We start from the raw sequence: 19,540 nt of genomic DNA, 5'->3' as shown, positions 1-19,540 counted from the left end.
ACGACCCACGGCTTACTCACACCACGTAGAACGACCCAGACCCACCACAGACACGCACAGACATCGATCAACTAGATCGTGTTAGGAGCTCTAACGGCGACACGACGCCCCTGACTTCTCGATTCCTGATCGGTCGGGTCACCGTCCGCGACACGCAGGGTGTGATCTCCCCCGACGCGGCGTGGCGGGCGCGGTAGGTGGCGGGCGGCACCCCGACCAACTCGGTGAAGCGGGTGCTGAAGGTGCCCAGCGAGGCACACCCGACGGCGAAACAGACCTCGGTGACGGTCAGGTCACCCCGGCGCAGCAGCGCCATCGCCCGCTCGATCCGCCGGGTCATCAGATAGGAGTACGGCGACTCGCCGTACGCGAGCCGGAACCGCCGACTGAGGTGCCCTGCCGACAGGTGCACGCCTCGGGCCAGCGCCTCCACGTCCAGGGGCTGGGCGTACTCCCTGTCGATCCGGTCCCGGACCCGGCGCAGCAGCGCGAGGTCCCGCAGGTGCTGTGCCTCGTCGGATCTCCTGGTCACGTCGGCGATGGTGCCACAGGGGGTGACGGCGAAAGTTCCCAGTGGCTCGGTTGAACCCAGCCGACCGCTGATCCGTCGTACGCGGAGGCCGCCTTGCCAGGAACAGACTGCGAGGCCGCCGCATGCCAGGAACCGAATCCGCAGTCGGGCACCGGCTGACTCGGCCACGACCAAGAAGGAGGGCCCTCATGCCACGGCGTGGGTCGGATGCTGACCGAGGGCAATTTCGTCGGCGGCGGTTCACCGAAGAAGAGGTGCAGGAGGCTTTCAGGATCACGATCGAAAACAGCGGAAACCCACGATGGAGGCTGACTGATCCGATAGCACTGCCGAACGGGATAAAAATCGATGTCGAAGCCTGGATGAACAGAGCCTCCGAGCGAAGGATTGCGATACCTCCAGCACTCGTGGACCAAGTCAGACACCTTCGAGACCTGGTTGAGGACGCCGGCGGCACGATCAGGATCGCCACCGCCAAGGACCGGGAAGACGCAGGTGCCCCAGGCGCGAGCGTCACCATTGTGCCGAAACATGCCGTCACTTTCGGCAAGAAAATCTCCGAAGACGATATTTCGGAAGGATTTCGGAAGGCGGCTGAACGGTCCGCGGAGGCAAACTTCGCACTCGGTAAGGGGATTGAACTCGACAACGGAAGGATTTTTTATCCAAAAGACTGGCTTTGCAAGGCCTCGGCTACTTCCAGGCCGATTCCAGCACAGTCGGTAGAAGACGTCAGGCGCTTCCGGGACCTGGTCCAGACCCCTGACGGCACCACGCGGATCGCCACCGACGAGGACCGGAAAGCGGCAGTTGCCGCAGGCGCCACCCACCCAGCCGCCATCGTCATACTTCCACGACACGACCACGCCCGCTGGCGGTTCTCCGAGGAACAGGTGTTGGAGGGCCTCCAGAAAGCCGCCGACCAGTGCAAGGAGAAGGGCTTCACCCTCCAGACTGACATCACTCTCTCGAATGGACGTACATTCAATGCCAGAGTGTGGCTCTCGAACGCCCGGAGTAATTCGAAAGAGATCCCGGAGCGACTTCAGCAAGCTGTCAGGACGTTCCGAGACCTGGCGCAGGGGGCCGACGGCACCACGCGGATCGCCACCGACGAGGACCGCAGGACTGCAACCACAGCCGCCGCGAACATGAGCGCCGCCACCCCGCCCAGCGTGATCATCCTACCCAAGCTCACCGCACCCAACACCCAGAGACTCACCGTCGACGAGGCACACGAAGGTCTTCAGAAATTCTTCGCACGTCGCCACGAGGAAGGTTTTTCGATGAAGACCCGCATCACGCTCGACAGCGGAAGGACGTTCGCTGTCTCCAGCTGGCTCGACCGCACCCGGAATCGCGGCGAACGGATCCCTGAACAACTCGTGGAAATGGTCAGACAGCTCCGTCCCACGGAAAGAGACGGTGACGGGTGGAAGATCGCCGCGACCGGACGCAAGGCCGATGCCGGAGCCGGTCCGAGCGGATTGTCCGTCGCTGCGGCTGCGGTGGCGACCGTCGGCCGTACCCCGACAACCGGTGCTCCGGCACCGGCCGAAGCCAGCAATCCGTCCTCTCCACGAGGTCAGGGATCCCCCACGTCGACCTCCGGCGCGCGTCGCGGTCCCTGACCGGCCTCGACCGGAGAACACGGTGTCGGAGGCCGCTCGTAGACTCTGCGGATGGTCTCCCCCGCCGACGTGAGCGACGCCGAACCGCGTACCGACGAGCAGGTCGCGGCCGCCCGGGCGCTGGACACCCTGCGGCGGGTCTTCGGGTACGACGCGTTCCGGGGTTTCCAGTCCGAGGTCATCGACCACGTGGTGGCCGGCGGCGACGCTCTGGTCCTGATGCCGACCGGTGGCGGCAAGTCGCTGTGCTACCAGATCCCGGCCCTGGTCCGCCCCGGGGTGGCGGTGGTGGTCTCCCCGCTGATCGCCCTGATGCAGGACCAGGTCGACGCGTTGACCGCCGTCGGCGTCAAGGCCGGGTTCCTCAACTCGACACTTGACGCGGACACCCGCCGGGTGGTCGAGGCGGAGTTCGTCGCCGGGGAGATCGACCTGCTCTACCTGGCCCCCGAGGCGTTGGGGAGCCGGGGCACGCTCAATCTGCTGGAGCGGGGCCGGATCGCCCTGTTCGCCATCGACGAGGCGCACTGCGTCTCCCAGTGGGGGCACGACTTCCGCCCCGACTACCTCACCCTGTCGATGCTTCACGAACGCTGGCCCGACGTCCCCCGGATCGCCCTGACCGCCACCGCGACCAGCGCCACCCGGGCCGAGATCGCCACCCGGCTCCGGCTCACCGAGGCCCGCCACTTCGTGGCCAGCTTCGACCGGCCCAACATCCAGTACCGGATCGTGCCGAAGCGGGAGCCCCGCAAGCAGCTACTCGCCCTGCTCCGCGACGAGCACCCCGGAGACGCGGGGATCGTCTACTGCCTGTCCCGCGCGTCGGTGGACAAGACCGCCGAGTTCCTGGTCGCCAACGGGGTGAACGCACTGCCGTACCACGCGGGGTTGGACGCGGGGACCCGAGCCCGCAACCAGCAGCGGTTCCTACGCTCCGACGGGCTGGTGATGGTGGCGACCATCGCCTTCGGGATGGGCATCGACAAGCCGGACGTCCGGTTCGTCGCCCACCTCGACCTGCCCAAGTCGGTCGAGGGGTACTACCAGGAAACCGGTCGGGCCGGGCGGGACGGCCTGCCGTCGACGGCGTGGCTGGCCTACGGCCTCCAGGACGTCGTCCAGCAGCGGAAGATGATCGAGTCCTCGGAGGGGGACCTCGCCCACCGCCGGAACCTGGCCGCCCACCTCGACGCGATGCTGGCGCTCTGCGAGACGGTCCGGTGCCGCCGGGTCCAACTCCTGGAATACTTCGGCCAGCCCGGCACCGGGGGGTGCGGCAACTGCGACACCTGCCTGGAGCCGCCGGAGTCCTGGGACGGCACCGTCCCGGCGCAGAAGCTGCTCTCCACCGTCTACCGCCTCGACCGGGAGCGCAACCAGCGGTTCGGTGCCGGACACTGCATCGACATCCTCCTCGGCAAGCAGAACGACAAGGTCACCCAGTTCCGGCACGACCAGCTGACCGTCTTCGGCATCGGCTCCGAGCTGCGGGAGGCCGAGTGGCGGGGGGTCGTCCGACACCTGCTCGCCGAGGGGCTGCTCGCCGTCGAGGGCGACTACGGCACCCTGGCGTTGACCGAGGCCAGCGCCGAGGTGCTGGGGCGTCGCCGTACGGTGATGCTGCGCCGCGAGGCGGAACGGCCGACCCGGACGGCCAAGCCCCGTGGGGCCGCCACCGTCGTCGCCGAACTGCCCGCCGAGGCGGTACCCGTCTTCGAGCGGCTGCGCGCCTGGCGGGCGGCGACCGCCAAGGAGCAGGGCGTCCCCGCGTACGTCATCTTCCACGACGCCACGCTGCGGCAGATCGCCGCCGACGCCCCGGCCGACCTCGCGCAGCTGTCCCGGATCAGCGGGGTCGGGGAGAACAAACTGGCGAAGTACGGCGAGTCGATCCTGGCCGTCCTCACCGCCGAGTGACCGTCTCCACGGCCCCCACCTGCCCTTTCCCTTGATCAGGCTTACTACCATCCCGGCCATGCGACGACGACGCCTCATGATCGCGACCCTGCTCGCCCTCGGCATGGCCGGCGCCGGATGCGGCGGCACCGACGCGGACCGCTCCACCGGCGGGGACGGCGACAGCGGCGCGGACAGCGACTCGTTCGCCGGTCGACTCGCCCTGCTCCCCGACTCGCTGCTGCGGGGCGACGACCCCGTCCTGATCACCGTGGCCGACCTGGAGGCGGCGGCGAAGGCCGCGGGGGTCACCGCGCCGGCCGACGTCAGCGACCCGGCGGCGGTCACCGCCTACGTCAACGCGGTCACCGGCACGACCGGCCAGGGTGGGCCGCCGCCGACCGTCGCTGCCCCGCTGCCCGACCGGGTCGTCCCCGGCGGGGTCACCCAGGCGCAGGAGTTCGAGGCGGAGCTGGGCTGGTCGGTGGTGGACCTGCGGTGGTTCGTGGAGTACCCGACGACCCCGGCGACGTTGACAGTGGCCGGTGGGACCTTCACCGAGCAGCGCCTCACCGAGGCGATGGGCGATCCCGACAACGGGCGGTGGCGGGTCGGCGAGGGTGAGGACCTGTCGATGAACCTCCGCGACCGCAGCGCCGCCCGCCCGACCGGCCAGCCCCTGACCGTGGCGCTGGACTCGGACCGGCTGTTCGTCTCCCCCACCGCCGAGCACGTGCAGGCGGCACTCGGGTCCGGCGGGACCCTCGCAGACCTCCCCGAACTGCGGACCCTCGCCGAGGCGATGGACAAGCAGGGGGCGTACGCGGCGATGCTGTACGCCCGGGGTCCCTTCGAGGCCGGACCCGGCCCCGGGGACGCCCCCACGCTGCGCCCCTTCGACGGGGTGGCCACCGGGCTGGTCCACGACGGCGAGCCGTTCCTGGTCCTCGCCTACGCCCACGGAGACGCCGGTGCCGCCGAGGCGAACGCCACCGCCCTGCGGACCCTGCTCACCGAGGGGCGGTCACTGCGAGGCCAGCCCTGGTCGGAGTTGCTGACCGTCGCCGACATCACCACCGACGGCACCACTGTGGTGGCGCGCCTGGGCCTGGGTTCGGCGGGCCCGCAGATCGCGTGGCAGCTCCTGCAGACCCGGGACAACCTGATCCAGCACGGCGGCTGAGCGAAGCCGACCGACCGCCGAGGACCGGGTCCGCCTCCACCAGACCCGGTCCGTCTCCACCGGACCGGGTCAGGAGCGGACCGGCAGGGCGGTCGGGCGGACCCAGAGCAGCGCGGCGACCATGAGGACCACCGTCGCGGCGACGACGAAGGCCGCGCTCGTGCCGGACACGGCGAACGAGCCCGTGCCGTTTGCACCAGCAGCCACGTCGGTCGGGCTACGTCGACTGAGCGTCGCCGGTCGGGTCGGTCGGGGCGTCGCCGCCGAGGGTCCGCAGGATCGCCTCGGCGGTCCGCCGACCGACCCCGGGGACCTCGGTGATCTCCTCCACCGTCGCCGCACCGAGCCGTTTGAGGGAGCCGAAGTGGCGTAGCAGCGCCGTACGGCGTACCTCGCCGAGACCGGAGATCCCGTCCAGCGCCGATTCGGTCATCCGCTTGGAGCGGCGCTGCCTGTGGAAGGTGATGGCGAACCGGTGGGCCTCGTCGCGTACCCGTTGCAGCAGGTAGAGCGCCTCGGAGGTGCGGGGGAGGATGACCGGGAACTCGTCGTCGGGGAGCCAGACCTCCTCCAGCCGTTTGGCCAGCCCGCACAGGGCCACGTCGTCGACGCCCAACTCGGCGAGGGCCTGGGCGGCGGCGGCGACCTGCGGCGGGCCGCCGTCGACCACCACCAACTGCGGCGGGTACGCGAACCGGCGGGGACGGCCGGTGGTGGGGTCGATCCCGGGGCGGTCCGGGTCGGCGGCGGTCTCCTCACCGATCTCCCCGGTCTCGGCGCGGGCCTGGAGGTACCTGGTGAAGCGACGGCGCAGCACCTCGGACATGGCCGACAGGTCGTCGGTGGCACCCCGGACGACGAACCGGCGGTACTCGTTCTTGCGGGGCAGTCCGTCCTCGAAGACCACCATGCTGGCCACCACGTCGGTGCCCTGGATCTGGGAGACGTCGAAACACTCGATGCGCAGCGGGGAGGTCCGCATGCCCAGCGCCTCACCGACCTCGTCGAGGGCCTGGCTGCGGGTGGTCAGGTCCCCGGCTCGCTTGAGCTTGTGCCGGGCCAGGGCGTCCCTGGCGTTGCGTCCGACGGTCTCCAGCAGGTCCTTCTTGTCACCGCGCTGGGGCACCCGCAGGTTGACCCGACTGCCCCGGCGGGCGGAGAGCCAGTCGGCCAGGGCGTCGGTGTCGGCGGGGAGTGCGGGGACCAGAAGCTCCCGGGGGACGTCGGCCTCGCCCCGTTCGCCGCCGTAGACCTGGGTGCAGAAGTGGTGCACCAGGTCGCCGGGGGTCAGCTCCTCGGTCTTCTCCACCACCCAGCCGCGCTGGCCCCGGATCCGCCCGTCGCGGACGTGGAAGACCTGGACGGCGGCTTCGAGGGGGTCGTCGGCGAAGGCGACCACGTCGGCGTCGGTGCCGTCGCCGAGGACCACCGTCTGCTTCTCCATGGCGCGGCGCAGGGCTGCCACGTCGTCGCGCAGCCGGGCCGCCCGCTCGAACTCCAGGGCCGCGCTGGCCTCCGCCATCTCCCGTTCGAGGCGGCGGACCATGGTGTCGGTCCGCCCGGCCATGAAGTCGCAGAACCCGTCGACGATGTCCCGGTGTTCCTCGGCGGTGACGGTTCCGACGCAGGGGGCCGAGCACTTGCCGATGTATCCGAGCAGGCAGGGGCGGCCGACCTGCCCGGCCCGCTTGAACACCCCGGCCGAGCAGGTCCGGGCCGGGAAGACCCGCAGCAGCAGGTCGAGGGTCTCCCGGATCGCCCAGGCGTGCGAGTACGGCCCGAAGTAGCGCACCCCCTTGCGCTTGGCCCCCCGCATCACCTGGAGTCGGGGGTACTCCTCGTCGAGGGTGACGGCCAGGTACGGGTACGACTTGTCGTCGCGGTAGCGGACGTTGAACCTCGGGTCGTACTGCTTGATCCAGGTGAACTCCTGTTGGAGCGCCTCGACCTCGGTGCCGACGGTGATCCAGTCCACCGACTCGGCGGTGGTGACCATCTGTCGGGTCCGCTCGTGCAGACCCAGGAGGTCACCGAAGTAGGAGTTGAGGCGGCTGCGCAGGTTCTTCGCCTTGCCGACGTAGATCACCCGGCCGGTGCCGTCGCGGAACCGGTAGACCCCGGGGGCCTCGGGGATGGTGCCGGGGGCGGGGCGGTAGGTCGACGGATCAGCCACCCTTCGAGCCTAGTCGCCACCCCCGACACCCCCGACGGACCGCGCAGGCCACCCGGCACGGCAAAGCCGATCGACTCCTTCCGATATCGACATCCGTTCGCCTACCATCCGGTAACCGAAGTTTCTTCACGTCACCGCTCACCGCCTGATCCCCACTCCCCCGGAGGATCGTCATGCCCCCCACCGCAGCCCCCCGGCGGTCGGCCGGAGTCGGTACGCCCCGCCGGCTGATGGCCGGCGCAACCGCCGCCGTCGCCACCGCCGCCCTGCTCGTCGCCGTCCCCGGTCCGTCCACCGCCGCCGGAGCCGCCCAGACCACCGCCGCCGCAGTCACCCGGGCCGCACGGGTCGCACCGGCCGCCGCCTCCCCGATCAACCCCGGCAACGGCTTCGCCGCGAACGATCACTGCCTCGGCGAGTGCTCCGAGATCCTGCCGCCCGGCCAGAACGGCAACGCCACCCTCGTCGATATCCTCGGCAACCAGACCCTCGGCACCCTCCCCCGGCACTCCGCCGACCAGCTCGGCACCTACGCCGACCTGGTCTACGGGTACGCCGGGCTGCGCGAGGACCAGATCGGCACCTTCTTCCACGACGCCACCTTCGGCGTCGCCCCCAACCAGATCGAGCGGGACTACTCACCCCGTTCGGACGTACGGATCATCCGGGACAGGATCACCGGCGTACCGCACGTCACCGGCACCACCAGGGGCGGGACGATGTACGGCGCCGGATACGCCGGAGCCGAGGACCGCCTGTTCACCATGGACCTGCTCCGGCACGTCGGCCGGGGCACCCTGACCCCGTTCGCCGGTGGCGCCCCCGGCAACCGGGCACTGGAGCAGAGCGTCTGGCGCAACTCCCCGTACCGCGAGGCGGACCTCCAGACGCAGGTCGAGGCGTTGCGCAGCAAGGGCGGCGGGCGCGGCGAACAGCTCTACGCAGACGTGCAGGAGTACATCGCCGGCATCAACGCCTACATCCGCACCTGCATGGCCGCCCGCAACTGCCCCGGCGAGTACGTCCTCACCGGCCACCTCGACGCGATCACCAACGCGGGCGGACCGAAGCCGTTCACCATGACCGACCTCATCGCCATCGCCGGTGTTGTCGGCGGGTTGTTCGGCGGCGGAGGCGGCACCGAGATGCAGTCCGCACTGGTCCGCATCGCCGCCCGGGCCAAGTACGGCCCGGTCGAGGGCGACCGGGTGTGGCAGGGGTTCCGTGGCCAGAACGACCCCGAACAGGTGCTCACCCTGCACGACGGACAGAGCTTCCCGTACGGCGACGCGAACCCCGACGCCCCCAGCGTGGTCCTGCCCGACGCCGGCACCGCCCGGGTCGAGCCGATCCTCACCGACCCGACAGGCTCGGCCACCTCCACCGCCGACAGCGGTTCCGACCTCGCCGCCGCCCTCTCCGGGCTGACCATCGACCCGGCCCACCGGGGCATGTCCAACGCCGCAGTGGTCTCCGCCGCGCACTCCGCCACCGGTCACCCGGTCGCCGTGTTCGGCCCGCAGACCGGCTACTTCTCCCCGCAACTGCTGATGGTCCAGGAACTCCAGGGGCCGGGGATCAGCGCCCGGGGCGCGGCGTTCGCCGGCCTCAACCTGTACGTCCTGCTCGGCCGGGGCCAGGACTACGCCTGGAGCGCCACCTCCTCGGTCCACGACATCACCGACACGTACGCGGTGCCCCTGTGCACCACCGACGGCACCGCCCCCACCCTCGGCACCAACAGCTACCTCTACCGGGGTCAGTGCCTTGCCATGGAGGAGCTGTCCCACGTCAACAGGTGGAACCCCACGGTCGCCGACGGCACCCCCGCCGGGTCGTACAAGCTGGTCGCCTGGCGAACGAAGCTGGGGCTGGTCGGCTGGCGGGCCACCGTCGGGGGCAGGCCGCACGCCTTCACCCACCTGCGCTCCACCTACCGCCACGAGGCCGACTCCGCCATCGGGTTCCAGATGTTCAACGACCCCGGCGAGATGGGGACCGCCGCCGCGTTCCGCAACTCGGCGAACAACGTCGAATACGCCTTCAACTGGTTCTACGTCAACTCCAGGGAGTCGGCGTACCTCAACTCCGGGCTCAACCCGCTGCGGGCACCCGGCTCCAACCCGAACCTGCCGATGAAGGCCGAACCGGCGTACGAGTGGCAGGGTTTCGTCCCCGACACCAACACCGCCCGGTACGCCCCGGCCTCGGCGCACCCCCAGTCCACGAACCAGGACTACTACATCAGCTGGAACAACAAGCAGGCCAAGGACTTCGGGGCCGCCGACGGCAACTTCAGCTTCGGTGCCGTGCACCGGGCCGACCTGCTGGACAAACCGCTGAAGGCGGGCATCGCCGCCGGACGCAGGTACGACCGGGCCACCCTCACCGAACTGGTGCAACGGGCCGGACTGACCGACCTGCGCGGGGCGGAGGTCCTCGACGAGCTGATCCGGGTACTGGAGAGCCAACCGGTCACCGACACCGCCCTGGCCACCGAGATCACCCGTCTGAAGGCGTGGCGGGCCGACGGGGCGCTACGGGTCGAGACGGCCAAGGGCTCCAAGGTGTACCGGCACGCCGAGGCGATCCGGACCCTCGACGCCTGGTGGCCGCTGCTGGTCCGGGGGATCTTCCGCGCGCCCCTCGGCCCGGACCTCTACCAGTCGCTGGTCAACACCATGCAGCTCAACGAGTCGCCCTCCGGGTTGCAGCAGGGCGACCTGTCCACGCTGCCCTCCTCGGCCACCACCGCCCAGACCCACAAGGGTTCGGCGTTCCAGTACGGCTGGTGGGGGTACGTCGACAAGGACCTGCGTCGGGTCCTCGGCGAGCCGGTGGCCGGCGGAACGGGGCGTACCTTCTGCGGCGAGGGCGACCGGGGGGCCTGCCGGCAGATCCTGCTCGACACCCTGCGGACGGCGGCACAGACCCCTGCCACCACCACCTACCCGGGCGACGCCACCTGCGCGGCCGGGGACCAGTGGTGCGCCGACGCGATCGTCCAGTCCCCGCTGGGCGGGATCAAGCATGCGACCATCGCCTGGCAGAACCGCCCCACCTACCAGCAGGTCGTGTCGTTCCCCGCCCGGCAGGGCGACGACCTCGGCAACCTCGCCGCCGGACGACCGGTGACCGCCTCCAGCGCCCAACTCGGCCACCCGGCCGGGCGGGCCGTCGACGGGAACCTGGGCACCCGGTGGGCCAGCGACTGGGCCGACGACCAGTGGATCACCGTCGACCTGGGCTCCCCCAGACAGGTCGGCCGAGCCCGGCTGAACTGGGAGGACGCGTACCCCCGGGGATACCGGATCGAGGTCTCCACCGACGGGACATCCTGGCGTACCGCCTGGTCGACAACGCTCGGCGACGGCGGCACCGACCTGGCCGTCTTCCCCACCACCACCGCCCGGTACGTCCGGGTTCGGGCGGTCACCCGGGCCACCACCTACGGCGTCTCCCTCTGGGAGCTGTCCGTCTACTCCCACTGACCACTCCCACCGACCATTCCACCGACCGGCGACGGCCGGCCCGCAGGTAGCGGGCCGACCGTCGGCGTCCTCAGCCGTCGCGGGCGGGCTCGTGGAGCGGGCGGGCGCAGTGCCGACCACAGCTCGGTCCGCCCGACCTGGCTCAGCGTGGGTGCACACCCGTCGCAGCTCGACCCGCCCGGCTCCGGCGCGGGTGCGCGCCCGTCGCGCTCCCCATGTCAGGCCAGGGAGATGTCCTCGCCGGAGACCCGCAGCTCCTTCTCGGCCAACCCGGCGGTCGCCGGGCCGGACTCCACCGAACCGTCGGTGATGGAGAACCTGCTGTTGTGGCAGGTGCAGTTGATGCTGCCCCCGTCGACGTTCGACACCGGGCAACCCTGGTGGGTGCAGATCGGGTCGAAGCCCTTGAACTCCCCCTCGGTGGGCTGGGTGATCACCACACCCTGCTGGGCGAGGATCCTGCCTCCGCCGACCGGGATGTCCCCGGTCTTGGCGATGGCCGGCGCGCCACCCTCGGTGCCCCCGTCGTTCTCGCCGTCGCCCTCGGGGGAGTTCGCGATGGGACGATCGCTGCCGCACGCCGTCAACACCACTGTCGCCCCCACCGCCCCGGCCCCGGCGAGAAGCGCCCGTCGGCTCTGCCCCGCCGGACCGGCGATCACCTGGTCGTCGTTCATGTACTGCCCCTCTCTGGTCACCGTCGCCTGCGGTCCCTACCCCCGTACACGCAGCACCACTCCCGACCAGTTCACCCCAATCCCCTGTGAACTACCTGTATCCCACCCCACCCCAGCCTCCCCGCCTCCCCCGGCTTGCCCGGCTCGCCCCCGGCTTGCCTCCCCCAGCTTGCCTCCGTTGATCAAGGGGTTTGCGTCACGCCGGAGATCAGAACTGACGCAAACCCCTTGATCACCCGTCGATCGGAGCGGGAGCGGGGGCAGGGGGTGGGGGTGGGGATGGGGGTGGGGGTGGGAGGGCAGGGGGGTGGGAGGGCAGGGTGGGGGTGGGTCAGGGGGTGGGGGTTTTGGGTTTGCGGGTTCGGGGGCGGGTCTGGGTGTGGGTGTGGTTGGCCTTGGCGGCCCGGGTGGTGGCCGCCTTCGCGCCGGCAGGCTCGCCGTCGAGGCCGAGGACCTGCCGCAGGAACAGACCGGTGTGGCTCTCGGCCACCTCGGCGACCTCCTCCGGGGTGCCGGTGGCCAGGACCGTACCGCCCCGGTGGCCGCCCTCCGGACCCATGTCGATCAACCAGTCGGCGGTCTTGATCACGTCGAGGTTGTGCTCGATGGTGATCACGGTGTTGCCCTTGTCGACAAGGCCCTCCAGGACCATCAGCAGCTTGCGGATGTCCTCGAAGTGCAGGCCCGTGGTCGGCTCGTCGAGCACGTAGACGGTCCGGCCGGTGGAGCGCTTCTGCAACTCGGAGGCGAGCTTGACCCGCTGCGCCTCACCGCCGGAGAGGGTGGGGGCGGGCTGCCCGAGCCGGACGTACCCCAACCCCACGTCGACGAGGGTCTTCAGGTGCCTGTGGATCGCCGGGATGGCGGAGAAGAACTCGGCCGCCTCCTCGATCGGCAGGTCCAACACCTCCGCGACGGTCTTGCCCTTGTAGTGCACCTCCAGGGTCTCCCGGTTGTACCGGGCGCCCTTGCACACCTCGCAGGGCACGTACACGTCGGGCAGGAAGTTCATCTCGATCTTCAGGGTGCCGTCACCGGAGCACGCCTCGCACCGTCCGCCCTTGACGTTGAACGAGAACCGGCCGGGGCCGTACCCCCGGACCTTCGCCTCGACCGTCTCGGCGAAGAGCTTGCGGACGTGGTCCCACACCCCGGTGTACGTCGCCGGGTTCGAGCGTGGGGTACGCCCGATCGGCGACTGGTCGACCCCGACGACCTTGTCCACGTGTTCCAGGCCGGTGATCCGGGTGTGCCGCCCCGGCACCAGCCGGGCACCGTTGATCTGGTTGGCGAGGACCGCGTACAGGATGTCGTTGACCAGCGTCGACTTGCCCGAACCGCTGACCCCGGTGACGGCGATGAGCTGCCCGAGCGGGAACGGCACCGTCAGGTTGCGCAGGTTGTTCTCCCGTGCCGCGTGCACCACCAGCTCCCGGCCCGGGGTCTGCGGACGCCGGACCGCCGGCGTCGGGATGGACCTGCGACCCGACAGGTACGCCCCGGTGGCCGACTCCGGGTTCTCCAGCAGCCCCGCCACCGACCCGGAGTGCACGATCCGCCCACCGTGCTCACCCGCGCCGGGGCCGATGTCGACGATCCAGTCGGCGGTACGGATGGTGTCCTCGTCGTGTTCCACGACGATCAGGGTGTTACCCAGCCCCCGCAGCCGGACCAGGGTCTCGATCAGCCGGTGGTTGTCGCGCTGGTGCAGCCCGATCGACGGCTCGTCGAGCACGTAGAGGACGCCGACGAGACCGGAGCCGATCTGGGTGGCCAACCGGATCCGCTGCGCCTCACCACCGGAGAGGGTGCCGGCGGGACGGTCCAGGGAGAGGTAGTCCAGCCCCACGTCGAGCAGGAACCGCAGCCGGGCGTTGATCTCCTTGAGCACCCGCTCGGCGATCAGCTTCTGCCTGTCGGTCAGCTCGATGCCGGCGAGCAGGTCGGCGCACTCCCCCACCGACAGGTTGCAGACCTCGGCGATGCTCCGTCCGGCCAGGGTGACGGCGAGCACCTCCGGCTTGAGGCGGGCACCCCCACAGGCCGCACAGGGCACGTCGCGCATGTAGCCCTCGTACTTGTCACGGGACCAGTCCGACTCGGTGTCGGAGTGCCGACGCTCGATCCACTGCACCACACCCTCGAACCCGGTGTAGTACGAGCGCTCCCGGCCGTACTTGTTGCGGTAGCGCACGTGCACCTGGTCGCCGGAGCCGTGCAGGATCGTCTTCTGCGCCCGGGACGGCAACGCCCGCCAGGGCGTGTCGAGGTCGAAGTGCTCGCTCTCGCCGAGCGCCTCCAGCAACCGCAGGAAGTACTCCAGGCTGTGCCCGTTGGACCAGGGCTGGATCGCTCCCCCGCGCAGGGTCCGCTCCGGGTCCGGGATGATCAGCTCCGGGTCGACCTCCTTCTTGGTGCCCAGTCCCGTGCACTCCGGGCAGGCCCCGTACGGGGCGTTGAAGGAGAAGACCCGGGGTTCCAGGTCCTCGATCGCCAGGGGGTGGTCGTTGGGGCAGGCCAGGTGCTCGGAGTAGCGCCGCTCCCGCCCCGGGTCGTCCTCGTCGAGGTCGACGAAGTCCAGCAGGACCAGCCCGTCGGAGAGCCCGAGGGCGGCCTCGACCGAGTCGGTGAGCCGCTGCTTGGCGCCGGGTTTGACGGTGAGCCTGTCGATCACCACCTCGATGGTGTGTTTCTCCTGCTTCTTGAGCTTCGGCGGCTCGGTCAGCTGGTGGACCACCCCGTCGACCCGGGCCCGGGCGTACCCCTTGCCCTGGAGTTCGGCGAACAGGTCGACGTACTCGCCCTTGCGTCCCCGTACCACCGGTGCGAGGACCATGAACCGGGTGCCCTCGGCCATCGCCAGGACCCGGTCGACGATCTGCTGCGGGCTCTGCCGGGAGATCAGCTCCCCGCAGACCGGGCAGTGCGGCACCCCGACCCGGGCGAAGAGCAGGCGCAGGTAGTCGTAGACCTCGGTGATGGTGCCGACAGTCGAACGCGGGTTACGCGATGTCGACTTCTGGTCGATCGACACCGCCGGGCTGAGCCCCTCGATGAAGTCGACGTCGGGCTTGTCCATCTGACCGAGGAACTGCCGGGCGTACGACGACAGCGACTCCACGTAGCGCCGCTGGCCCTCGGCGAAGATCGTGTCGAACGCCAGGCTCGACTTGCCGGAGCCGGAGAGCCCGGTGAACACGATCAGGGCGTCCCGGGGCAGGTCGAGACTGACGTCACGCAGGTTGTGCTCGCGTGCGCCACGGATGATCAGTCGGTCGGCCACGTTTCGTGTACTCCCGGGTGCATGAGGACAAAAGGGATCTGTCCGCTTCGACCGCTCCTGCGGATCAGGAGGGCATTTCGAGCGGTTGTGTGGGGGCGCGAAAAGCGCCCACGCAACTCTAGCCCCGGGGTACGACACTTCTCCGTACCCAGACGTTCCCCCAGCTCAGACCGGTCGGGCGGGGGTGCCTACAGGCCACCCGGAGACGGGGGCTCGGGACGCGCCGGGCGACGCCGTCCCGCACGCCACCCGCCCCGACGCTCACCCGCCAACCGGCTCTGGCGGCGTCGTGACTCGTACGCCACCTCCCGCTGCAACGCCCGCCAGCTCTCCCACCGCCGTACCGACAGGTCCCCGGTGTCCAGGGCCGACCGCACCGCGCACCCGGGCTCGACGGTGTGCGCGCAGTCGGCGTACCGGCACCCCTCGGCGAGGTCGGCGATGTCGGCGAACGCCCGGTCCAGCCCGGCCGCCCCGTCGAGCAGGCCGACCGCCCGGACCCCCGGGGTGTCCACCACCGCCCCACCGCCGGGCACCGCGACCAGCGACCGCCAGGTGGTGGTGTGCCGCCCCTTGCCGTCTACCCGGCGGATCTCCTGGGTCCGCAACACCGGCGCCCCCGCCAGGGCGTTGACCAGGCTCGACTTGCCCGCCCCGGAGGGACCGAGCAGCCCCAGGGTCCGCCCGGAGGCCACCTCGGCGCGCAGCGCGTCGAGGCCGGTCCCCCGCTGGGCGCTGACCGCCAGCACCGGCGCCCCGGCGGCGACGGCCTCCAGTTGCCGGGCCACCGCCGTCGGGTCGGCGGCCAGGTCGGACTTGGTGAGCACCACCAGCGGCCGGGCCCCCGACTCGTACGCCACCGCCAACAGCCGCTCGATGCGCCCCAGGTCCGGCGACGGGTGCACCGGCTCGACCACGGCGACGGCGTCGAGGTTGGCCGCCAGCACCTGACCGGCGGCCTGCCGACCGGCGGTCCGGCGGATCAGGGCGGTCCGGCGCGGCAACACCGCCTCGACCGTGACGCGTCGGTCCGGCCAGGTGCCCAGCAGCACCCAGTCCCCCGCGCAGGGCAACCGGGTCAGGTCCCGGGCGGCGGCGGCGAACAGCCCGCCCCCGACAGTGGCCCGGACCGGCCCGTCGGCGGCCAACACCGTGCACACGCCCCGGTCCACCCGGGCCACCCGGCCCGGACGGTGGTCCGCCCGACGGCCCAGCGCCGCCGCGCGCTCGGCGTCCCAGCCGAGCATGGTCAGGTCGATGGTCATGGTCACCTCGTCGCCACCAGGACACCGTGCTCTTCGGTGCCCGTCGGTGGCGACGGTAGAGGGTGCACCGACGCGCCGAGAAGCGATTTCCGTCGAGCCGGGGTTTCACAGCGACGGGGACGCCGGGGACCGCTACTGTCGGACCGTGACCACGGACCCGCTCCGGTTGACCAGGGACGTGGACGAGGCGACCGCGCGGCTGCTCGACACCGCTGCCGCCTTCGACGCCGCCGACGTCGCGGCCCCGTCACTGCTGCCCGGGTGGACCCGGGGCCACGTCCTGGCCCACCTGGCCCGCAACGCCGACGGCTTCGTCAACCTCCTCACCGCCGCCCGCACCGGCGAGACGATCCCGATGTACGCCGGCACCGCCGCCCGCACCCACGACATCGAGTCCGGGGCCGCCCGCCCGCCCGGGGAGCACCTGACCGACCTGCGACGGTGCTCCGAGCGGTTCGCCGAGGCGGTGGCCGCGATGCCGCCGCAGGCCTGGGCTGCCGACGTGCAGACCCGCCGGGGCCCCTGGCCCGCCGCCCTGCTCGTCTGGGGACGGCTGCGGGAGATCGAGGTCCACCACGTCGACCTGACCGCCGGGTACCACCCGGACGCCTGGTCGGTGGCCTTCGCCCGACGGCTCCTGCACGAGGTGACCACCGGGCTGACCGCCCGTACCGACGCGCCGGCCATGGTCCTGCGCTTCGACGGCGGCGCGCACGAGACGGCCGTCGGTGACCGCGCCGACGCCCCGCACGTGCAGGGTCCGGCCCACGAACTCGCCGCCTGGCTGATCGGGCGCAGCCGAGGCGACCTGCTCACCGTCGTTCCCGACGGCCCGCTTCCCACCCCTCCGGAATGGATCTGACCCGCACATGACCGACAACGAAGACGCCCCGACCGGCGGCGAACCGACAGTCATCGACCTCGACCACCTCACCGTCACGAAGGTGTCGGTGGGGCCGATGGACAACAACGCGTACCTGCTTCGGTGCCGGGCCACCGGCGAGCAGCTGCTGATCGACGCGGCCAACGAGGCGTCCCGGCTCGTGGCCCTGGTCGGCGACACCGGCCTGGCCACCGTGGTCACCACCCACCGGCACATGGACCACTGGGTCGCCCTGGAGGAGGTGGTGGCCAAGACCGGGGCCCGGCCGCTGGCGCACGCCGCCGACGCCGACGGGCTGCCGATCCCGGTCGAGCCGCTGGCCGAGGGGGACACCGTCCGGGTCGGCGAGTGCGAGCTGGAGGTCATCCACCTGGTGGGTCACACCCCGGGTTCGGTCGCGCTGCTCTACCGCGACCCCGGGGGCGTCCCCCGCCTCTTCACCGGGGACAGCCTTTTCCCAGGTGGGATAGGAAACACGGACCGGGACCCGGAGCGGTTCGGTTCGCTCATCGACGACGTGCAGCGCAAGCTCTTCGACAGGCTCCCGGACGAGACCTGCTTCCACCCGGGCCACGGCCACGACAGCACCCTCGGCCACGAACGTCCGGCTCTGCCGCAGTGGCGGGCCCGGGGTTGGTGACCGGAGTGACGGCCTCGTCCTGACCTGGCAACGATCCCGGCGGCCGGTCGCCCCACTGCGGCCGGTCGCTCGGTCGCTCTACGGCGGCCGGTCGCTCGGTCGCTCTACGGCGGCCGGTCGCCCCGGTACCCACGCATCGCGGGTCCCCGGGCGCAGCGCGCCGCCCCGCCGCCGCAACGGAGGACGTCGGTGAGGAGCGCTCAGTCCGCCGCCTCGGGGCCGGTCGGACTCCCGGCGGCCGAGTCGGTGGCACTGACCGGGGCGGCGCGGGGCACCCTCGGAACGACAACGACCGGAGCCACGGCCGACGGAACGACAACGGGCGGGGTGACGACGGCGGGAGTGGCGGTCGACGAGGCGACGGCGGTCGGGGCGGAGACCACAGACAACAGGCGGCGTCGGGTCCCGGCCAGGAGCGTGCCCGCCAGCAGCATCCCGACGGCCATGGTGACGAGCGTGGGGGCGGGTCCCCCGGGGAACAGACCGGTCACCCACCGGGCCGCGCTGCCCAACAGCACGTAGAGACCGGCCCAGAGGCCCGCTCCGAGGGCCGAACATCCGAGGAACCGCCAGTACGACATCCGGAGCCCTCCGGCGGCCAGCGGCACCAACGTGTTGAACACCGGCAGGAAGGGCGTGACCAGCACCATCCGTCCGCCACCACGGCGGACGAACATCTCGGCAGCCGCCCAGCGGCTCTCGCCGATCCAGCCGCCGAACCGGCCGTGGCGCAGCCGCTTGCCGTACCGGCGTCCGGCGGCGAAGGTCAGCGACCATCCGCAGACGCAACCGATCACCACCGAGCCGACGGTGGCCGGGGCGATGCCCGGCCGTCCCAGTCCGATGGCGGCCAGGACCGCCACGTCTCCGGGCACCAGCACCCCGAGCAACGGGACGGCGTCCAGGACCATCACCAGCCCGAGCGCCACCATCACCAGTGCGGTGGGCAGTTCACCCAGCTGGGCCGACCACTCCGTCATGACCCGTAGGCTATGGTGCCGAGCAACCAAGGTCATCGGGCATGTTCCCCTCATCACCCTGATTTCCGCCCCGTAGGCCTCACCGGCGAGTGCCTCGGCGGGTGCGGCGACGTATTCGGCGGTTTCCTCGGCGCGGCCTGCGGCACTTCGGGCGGCGAAAAGGGGTCCGGCCCGTTACTGTCGGGGGTGAAACAGGGCGATCATCGACCGATGGCCGGTGGTCAGCCGCAGGAAACAGGGAGAGATGCATGGCAACCGGCACGGTCAAGTGGTTCAACTCGGAAAAGGGCTTCGGCTTCATCGAGCAGGACGGCGGGGGCCCGGACGTCTTCGTGCACTACTCGGCGATCGCGAGCAGCGGTTACCGTGAGCTGCACGAGGCGCAGAAGGTCGAGTTCGACGTGACCCAGGGGCAGAAGGGCCCGCAGGCCGACAACGTACGCCCGCTGTAACCCGCGTGCCGGTGGCGGCGGTCCGGGATCCGGCCGCCGCCACGGCCGCTCAGTTGCAACGGCTCACGGGTTTCCTCCCCGCCGCTATCCCTGCTGGCGGGTGATCTCCTCGGCGATCTGCCGAGGCAGTTGGTTGACCTGTGTGGTCAGCGCGTCCAGTCGCTGCATGGTGTAGTCGAGCTTCGCCACCAGGCTGTTGCCGGACTCGGCCGGGCCGGTGCCGTCGGGGTCGACCTTGCGGCCCATGCTCGTCCCGCCGTAGAACATCCCCAGGTACACGTTGTGGATCTCGGTCTCGGCCTGTTCGCTCATGGCGTCCTCCTCCTGGATGAGTCCGATGGTGGTCAGGTAGCGGTGGAACAGCGGACGCTGGTCCCGGCCCGCCTTCGTCGAGTCACGAAAGAAACTGAAGTGGGTGTGCCACAGGTGTGAGTTGTCCCCGCTGGACCGA

General features: G+C 71.0%; 14 protein-coding genes and 1 pseudogene. 7 read left to right on the top strand and 8 right to left on the bottom strand.

All coding sequences use genetic code 11. The features are described 5' to 3' along the window. Window positions 1–67: 67 nt before the first annotated feature. On the bottom strand, window positions 68–532 hold the full coding sequence (locus tag ABT336_RS22415) for a helix-turn-helix transcriptional regulator (protein WP_350898714.1): 465 nt from the start codon (window positions 530–532) through the stop codon (window positions 68–70). A 254-nt stretch (window positions 533–786) separates the two neighbouring features. Here ABT336_RS22415 and ABT336_RS22410 point away from each other — a divergent pair, with 254 nt between their 5' ends. From ABT336_RS22410 to ABT336_RS22400, 3 genes are read left to right on the top strand one after another with little or no spacing between them, the layout of a single operon-like run. Then, window positions 787–2,163 (top strand): hypothetical protein, encoded by a 1,377-nt coding sequence (locus ABT336_RS22410; protein WP_350898712.1) that lies wholly within the window; start codon window positions 787–789, stop codon window positions 2,161–2,163. 51 nt (window positions 2,164–2,214) lie between these two features. Then, entirely contained in the window at window positions 2,215–4,083 is a 1,869-nt protein-coding gene (gene recQ / locus ABT336_RS22405; RefSeq protein ID WP_350898710.1) for a DNA helicase RecQ, read from the top strand. A gap of 58 nt (window positions 4,084–4,141) precedes the next feature. Further along, entirely contained in the window at window positions 4,142–5,245 is a 1,104-nt protein-coding gene (locus ABT336_RS22400; protein WP_350898709.1) for a hypothetical protein, read from the top strand. Window positions 5,246–5,314: 69 nt separating this feature from the next. On the opposite strand, the gene ABT336_RS22395 is transcribed toward ABT336_RS22400, so the two are convergent. Together ABT336_RS22395 and uvrC are read right to left on the bottom strand one after the other, a co-directional pair. Continuing rightward, entirely contained in the window at window positions 5,315–5,452 is a 138-nt protein-coding gene (locus ABT336_RS22395) for a hypothetical protein (protein WP_350898707.1), read from the bottom strand. Window positions 5,453–5,462: 10 nt separating this feature from the next. Continuing rightward, entirely contained in the window at window positions 5,463–7,418 is a 1,956-nt protein-coding gene (gene uvrC / locus ABT336_RS22390) for an excinuclease ABC subunit UvrC (protein WP_350898705.1), read from the bottom strand. 230 nt (window positions 7,419–7,648) lie between these two features. On the opposite strand from uvrC, the gene ABT336_RS22385 reads away from it, so the two are divergent. Continuing rightward, the gene (locus ABT336_RS22385; protein WP_502891237.1) at window positions 7,649–10,909 is read left to right on the top strand and encodes a penicillin acylase family protein; all 3,261 of its coding nucleotides are present in this window, start codon (window positions 7,649–7,651) and stop codon (window positions 10,907–10,909) included. A gap of 218 nt (window positions 10,910–11,127) precedes the next feature. On the opposite strand, the gene ABT336_RS22380 is transcribed toward ABT336_RS22385, so the two are convergent. From ABT336_RS22380 to rsgA, 3 genes are all read right to left on the bottom strand, one after another. Then, window positions 11,128–11,586, bottom strand: coding sequence for a Rieske (2Fe-2S) protein (locus ABT336_RS22380; protein WP_350898702.1), 459 nt, complete (start codon window positions 11,584–11,586; stop codon window positions 11,128–11,130). A 331-nt stretch (window positions 11,587–11,917) separates the two neighbouring features. Beyond that, the gene (gene uvrA, locus ABT336_RS22375) at window positions 11,918–14,869 is read right to left on the bottom strand and encodes an excinuclease ABC subunit UvrA (RefSeq protein WP_502891236.1); all 2,952 of its coding nucleotides are present in this window, start codon (window positions 14,867–14,869) and stop codon (window positions 11,918–11,920) included. A 188-nt stretch (window positions 14,870–15,057) separates the two neighbouring features. Further along, complete coding sequence (gene rsgA / locus ABT336_RS22370) at window positions 15,058–16,134, bottom strand: ribosome small subunit-dependent GTPase A (RefSeq protein ID WP_350898701.1); 1,077 nt, start codon at window positions 16,132–16,134, stop codon at window positions 15,058–15,060. Window positions 16,135–16,279: 145 nt separating this feature from the next. Here rsgA and ABT336_RS22365 point away from each other — a divergent pair, with 145 nt between their 5' ends. Beyond that, window positions 16,280–16,996: a maleylpyruvate isomerase family mycothiol-dependent enzyme gene (locus tag ABT336_RS22365; RefSeq protein ID WP_350898699.1), complete on the top strand. Its 717-nt coding sequence runs from the start codon at window positions 16,280–16,282 to the stop codon at window positions 16,994–16,996. Window positions 16,997–17,003: 7 nt separating this feature from the next. After that, window positions 17,004–17,657 carry an MBL fold metallo-hydrolase gene (locus ABT336_RS22360; RefSeq protein WP_350898697.1) on the top strand — a complete coding sequence of 218 codons (654 nt, stop codon included), beginning with the start codon at window positions 17,004–17,006 and terminating at the stop codon, window positions 17,655–17,657. Between the two features lie 200 nt (window positions 17,658–17,857). On the opposite strand, the gene ABT336_RS22355 is transcribed toward ABT336_RS22360, so the two are convergent. After that, window positions 17,858–18,637 (bottom strand): DedA family protein, encoded by a 780-nt coding sequence (locus ABT336_RS22355; RefSeq protein ID WP_350898695.1) that lies wholly within the window; start codon window positions 18,635–18,637, stop codon window positions 17,858–17,860. Window positions 18,638–18,885: 248 nt separating this feature from the next. Here ABT336_RS22355 and ABT336_RS22350 point away from each other — a divergent pair, with 248 nt between their 5' ends. Continuing rightward, window positions 18,886–19,089, top strand: a complete 204-nt coding sequence (locus ABT336_RS22350; protein WP_132270859.1) for a cold-shock protein — start codon at window positions 18,886–18,888, stop codon at window positions 19,087–19,089. An 84-nt stretch (window positions 19,090–19,173) separates the two neighbouring features. Here the strand turns inward: ABT336_RS22350 and ABT336_RS22345 are convergent. Continuing rightward, window positions 19,174–19,540, bottom strand: a pseudogene (locus tag ABT336_RS22345) (hypothetical protein); the annotation flags it as partial.

This window comes from Micromonospora sp. NPDC000207 (assembly GCF_040300925.1).
Taxonomy (GTDB): domain Bacteria; phylum Actinomycetota; class Actinomycetes; order Mycobacteriales; family Micromonosporaceae; genus Micromonospora.
Note: the sequence above shows the minus strand (reverse complement) of the source record. Positions and strands in the feature narration are given on the sequence as shown.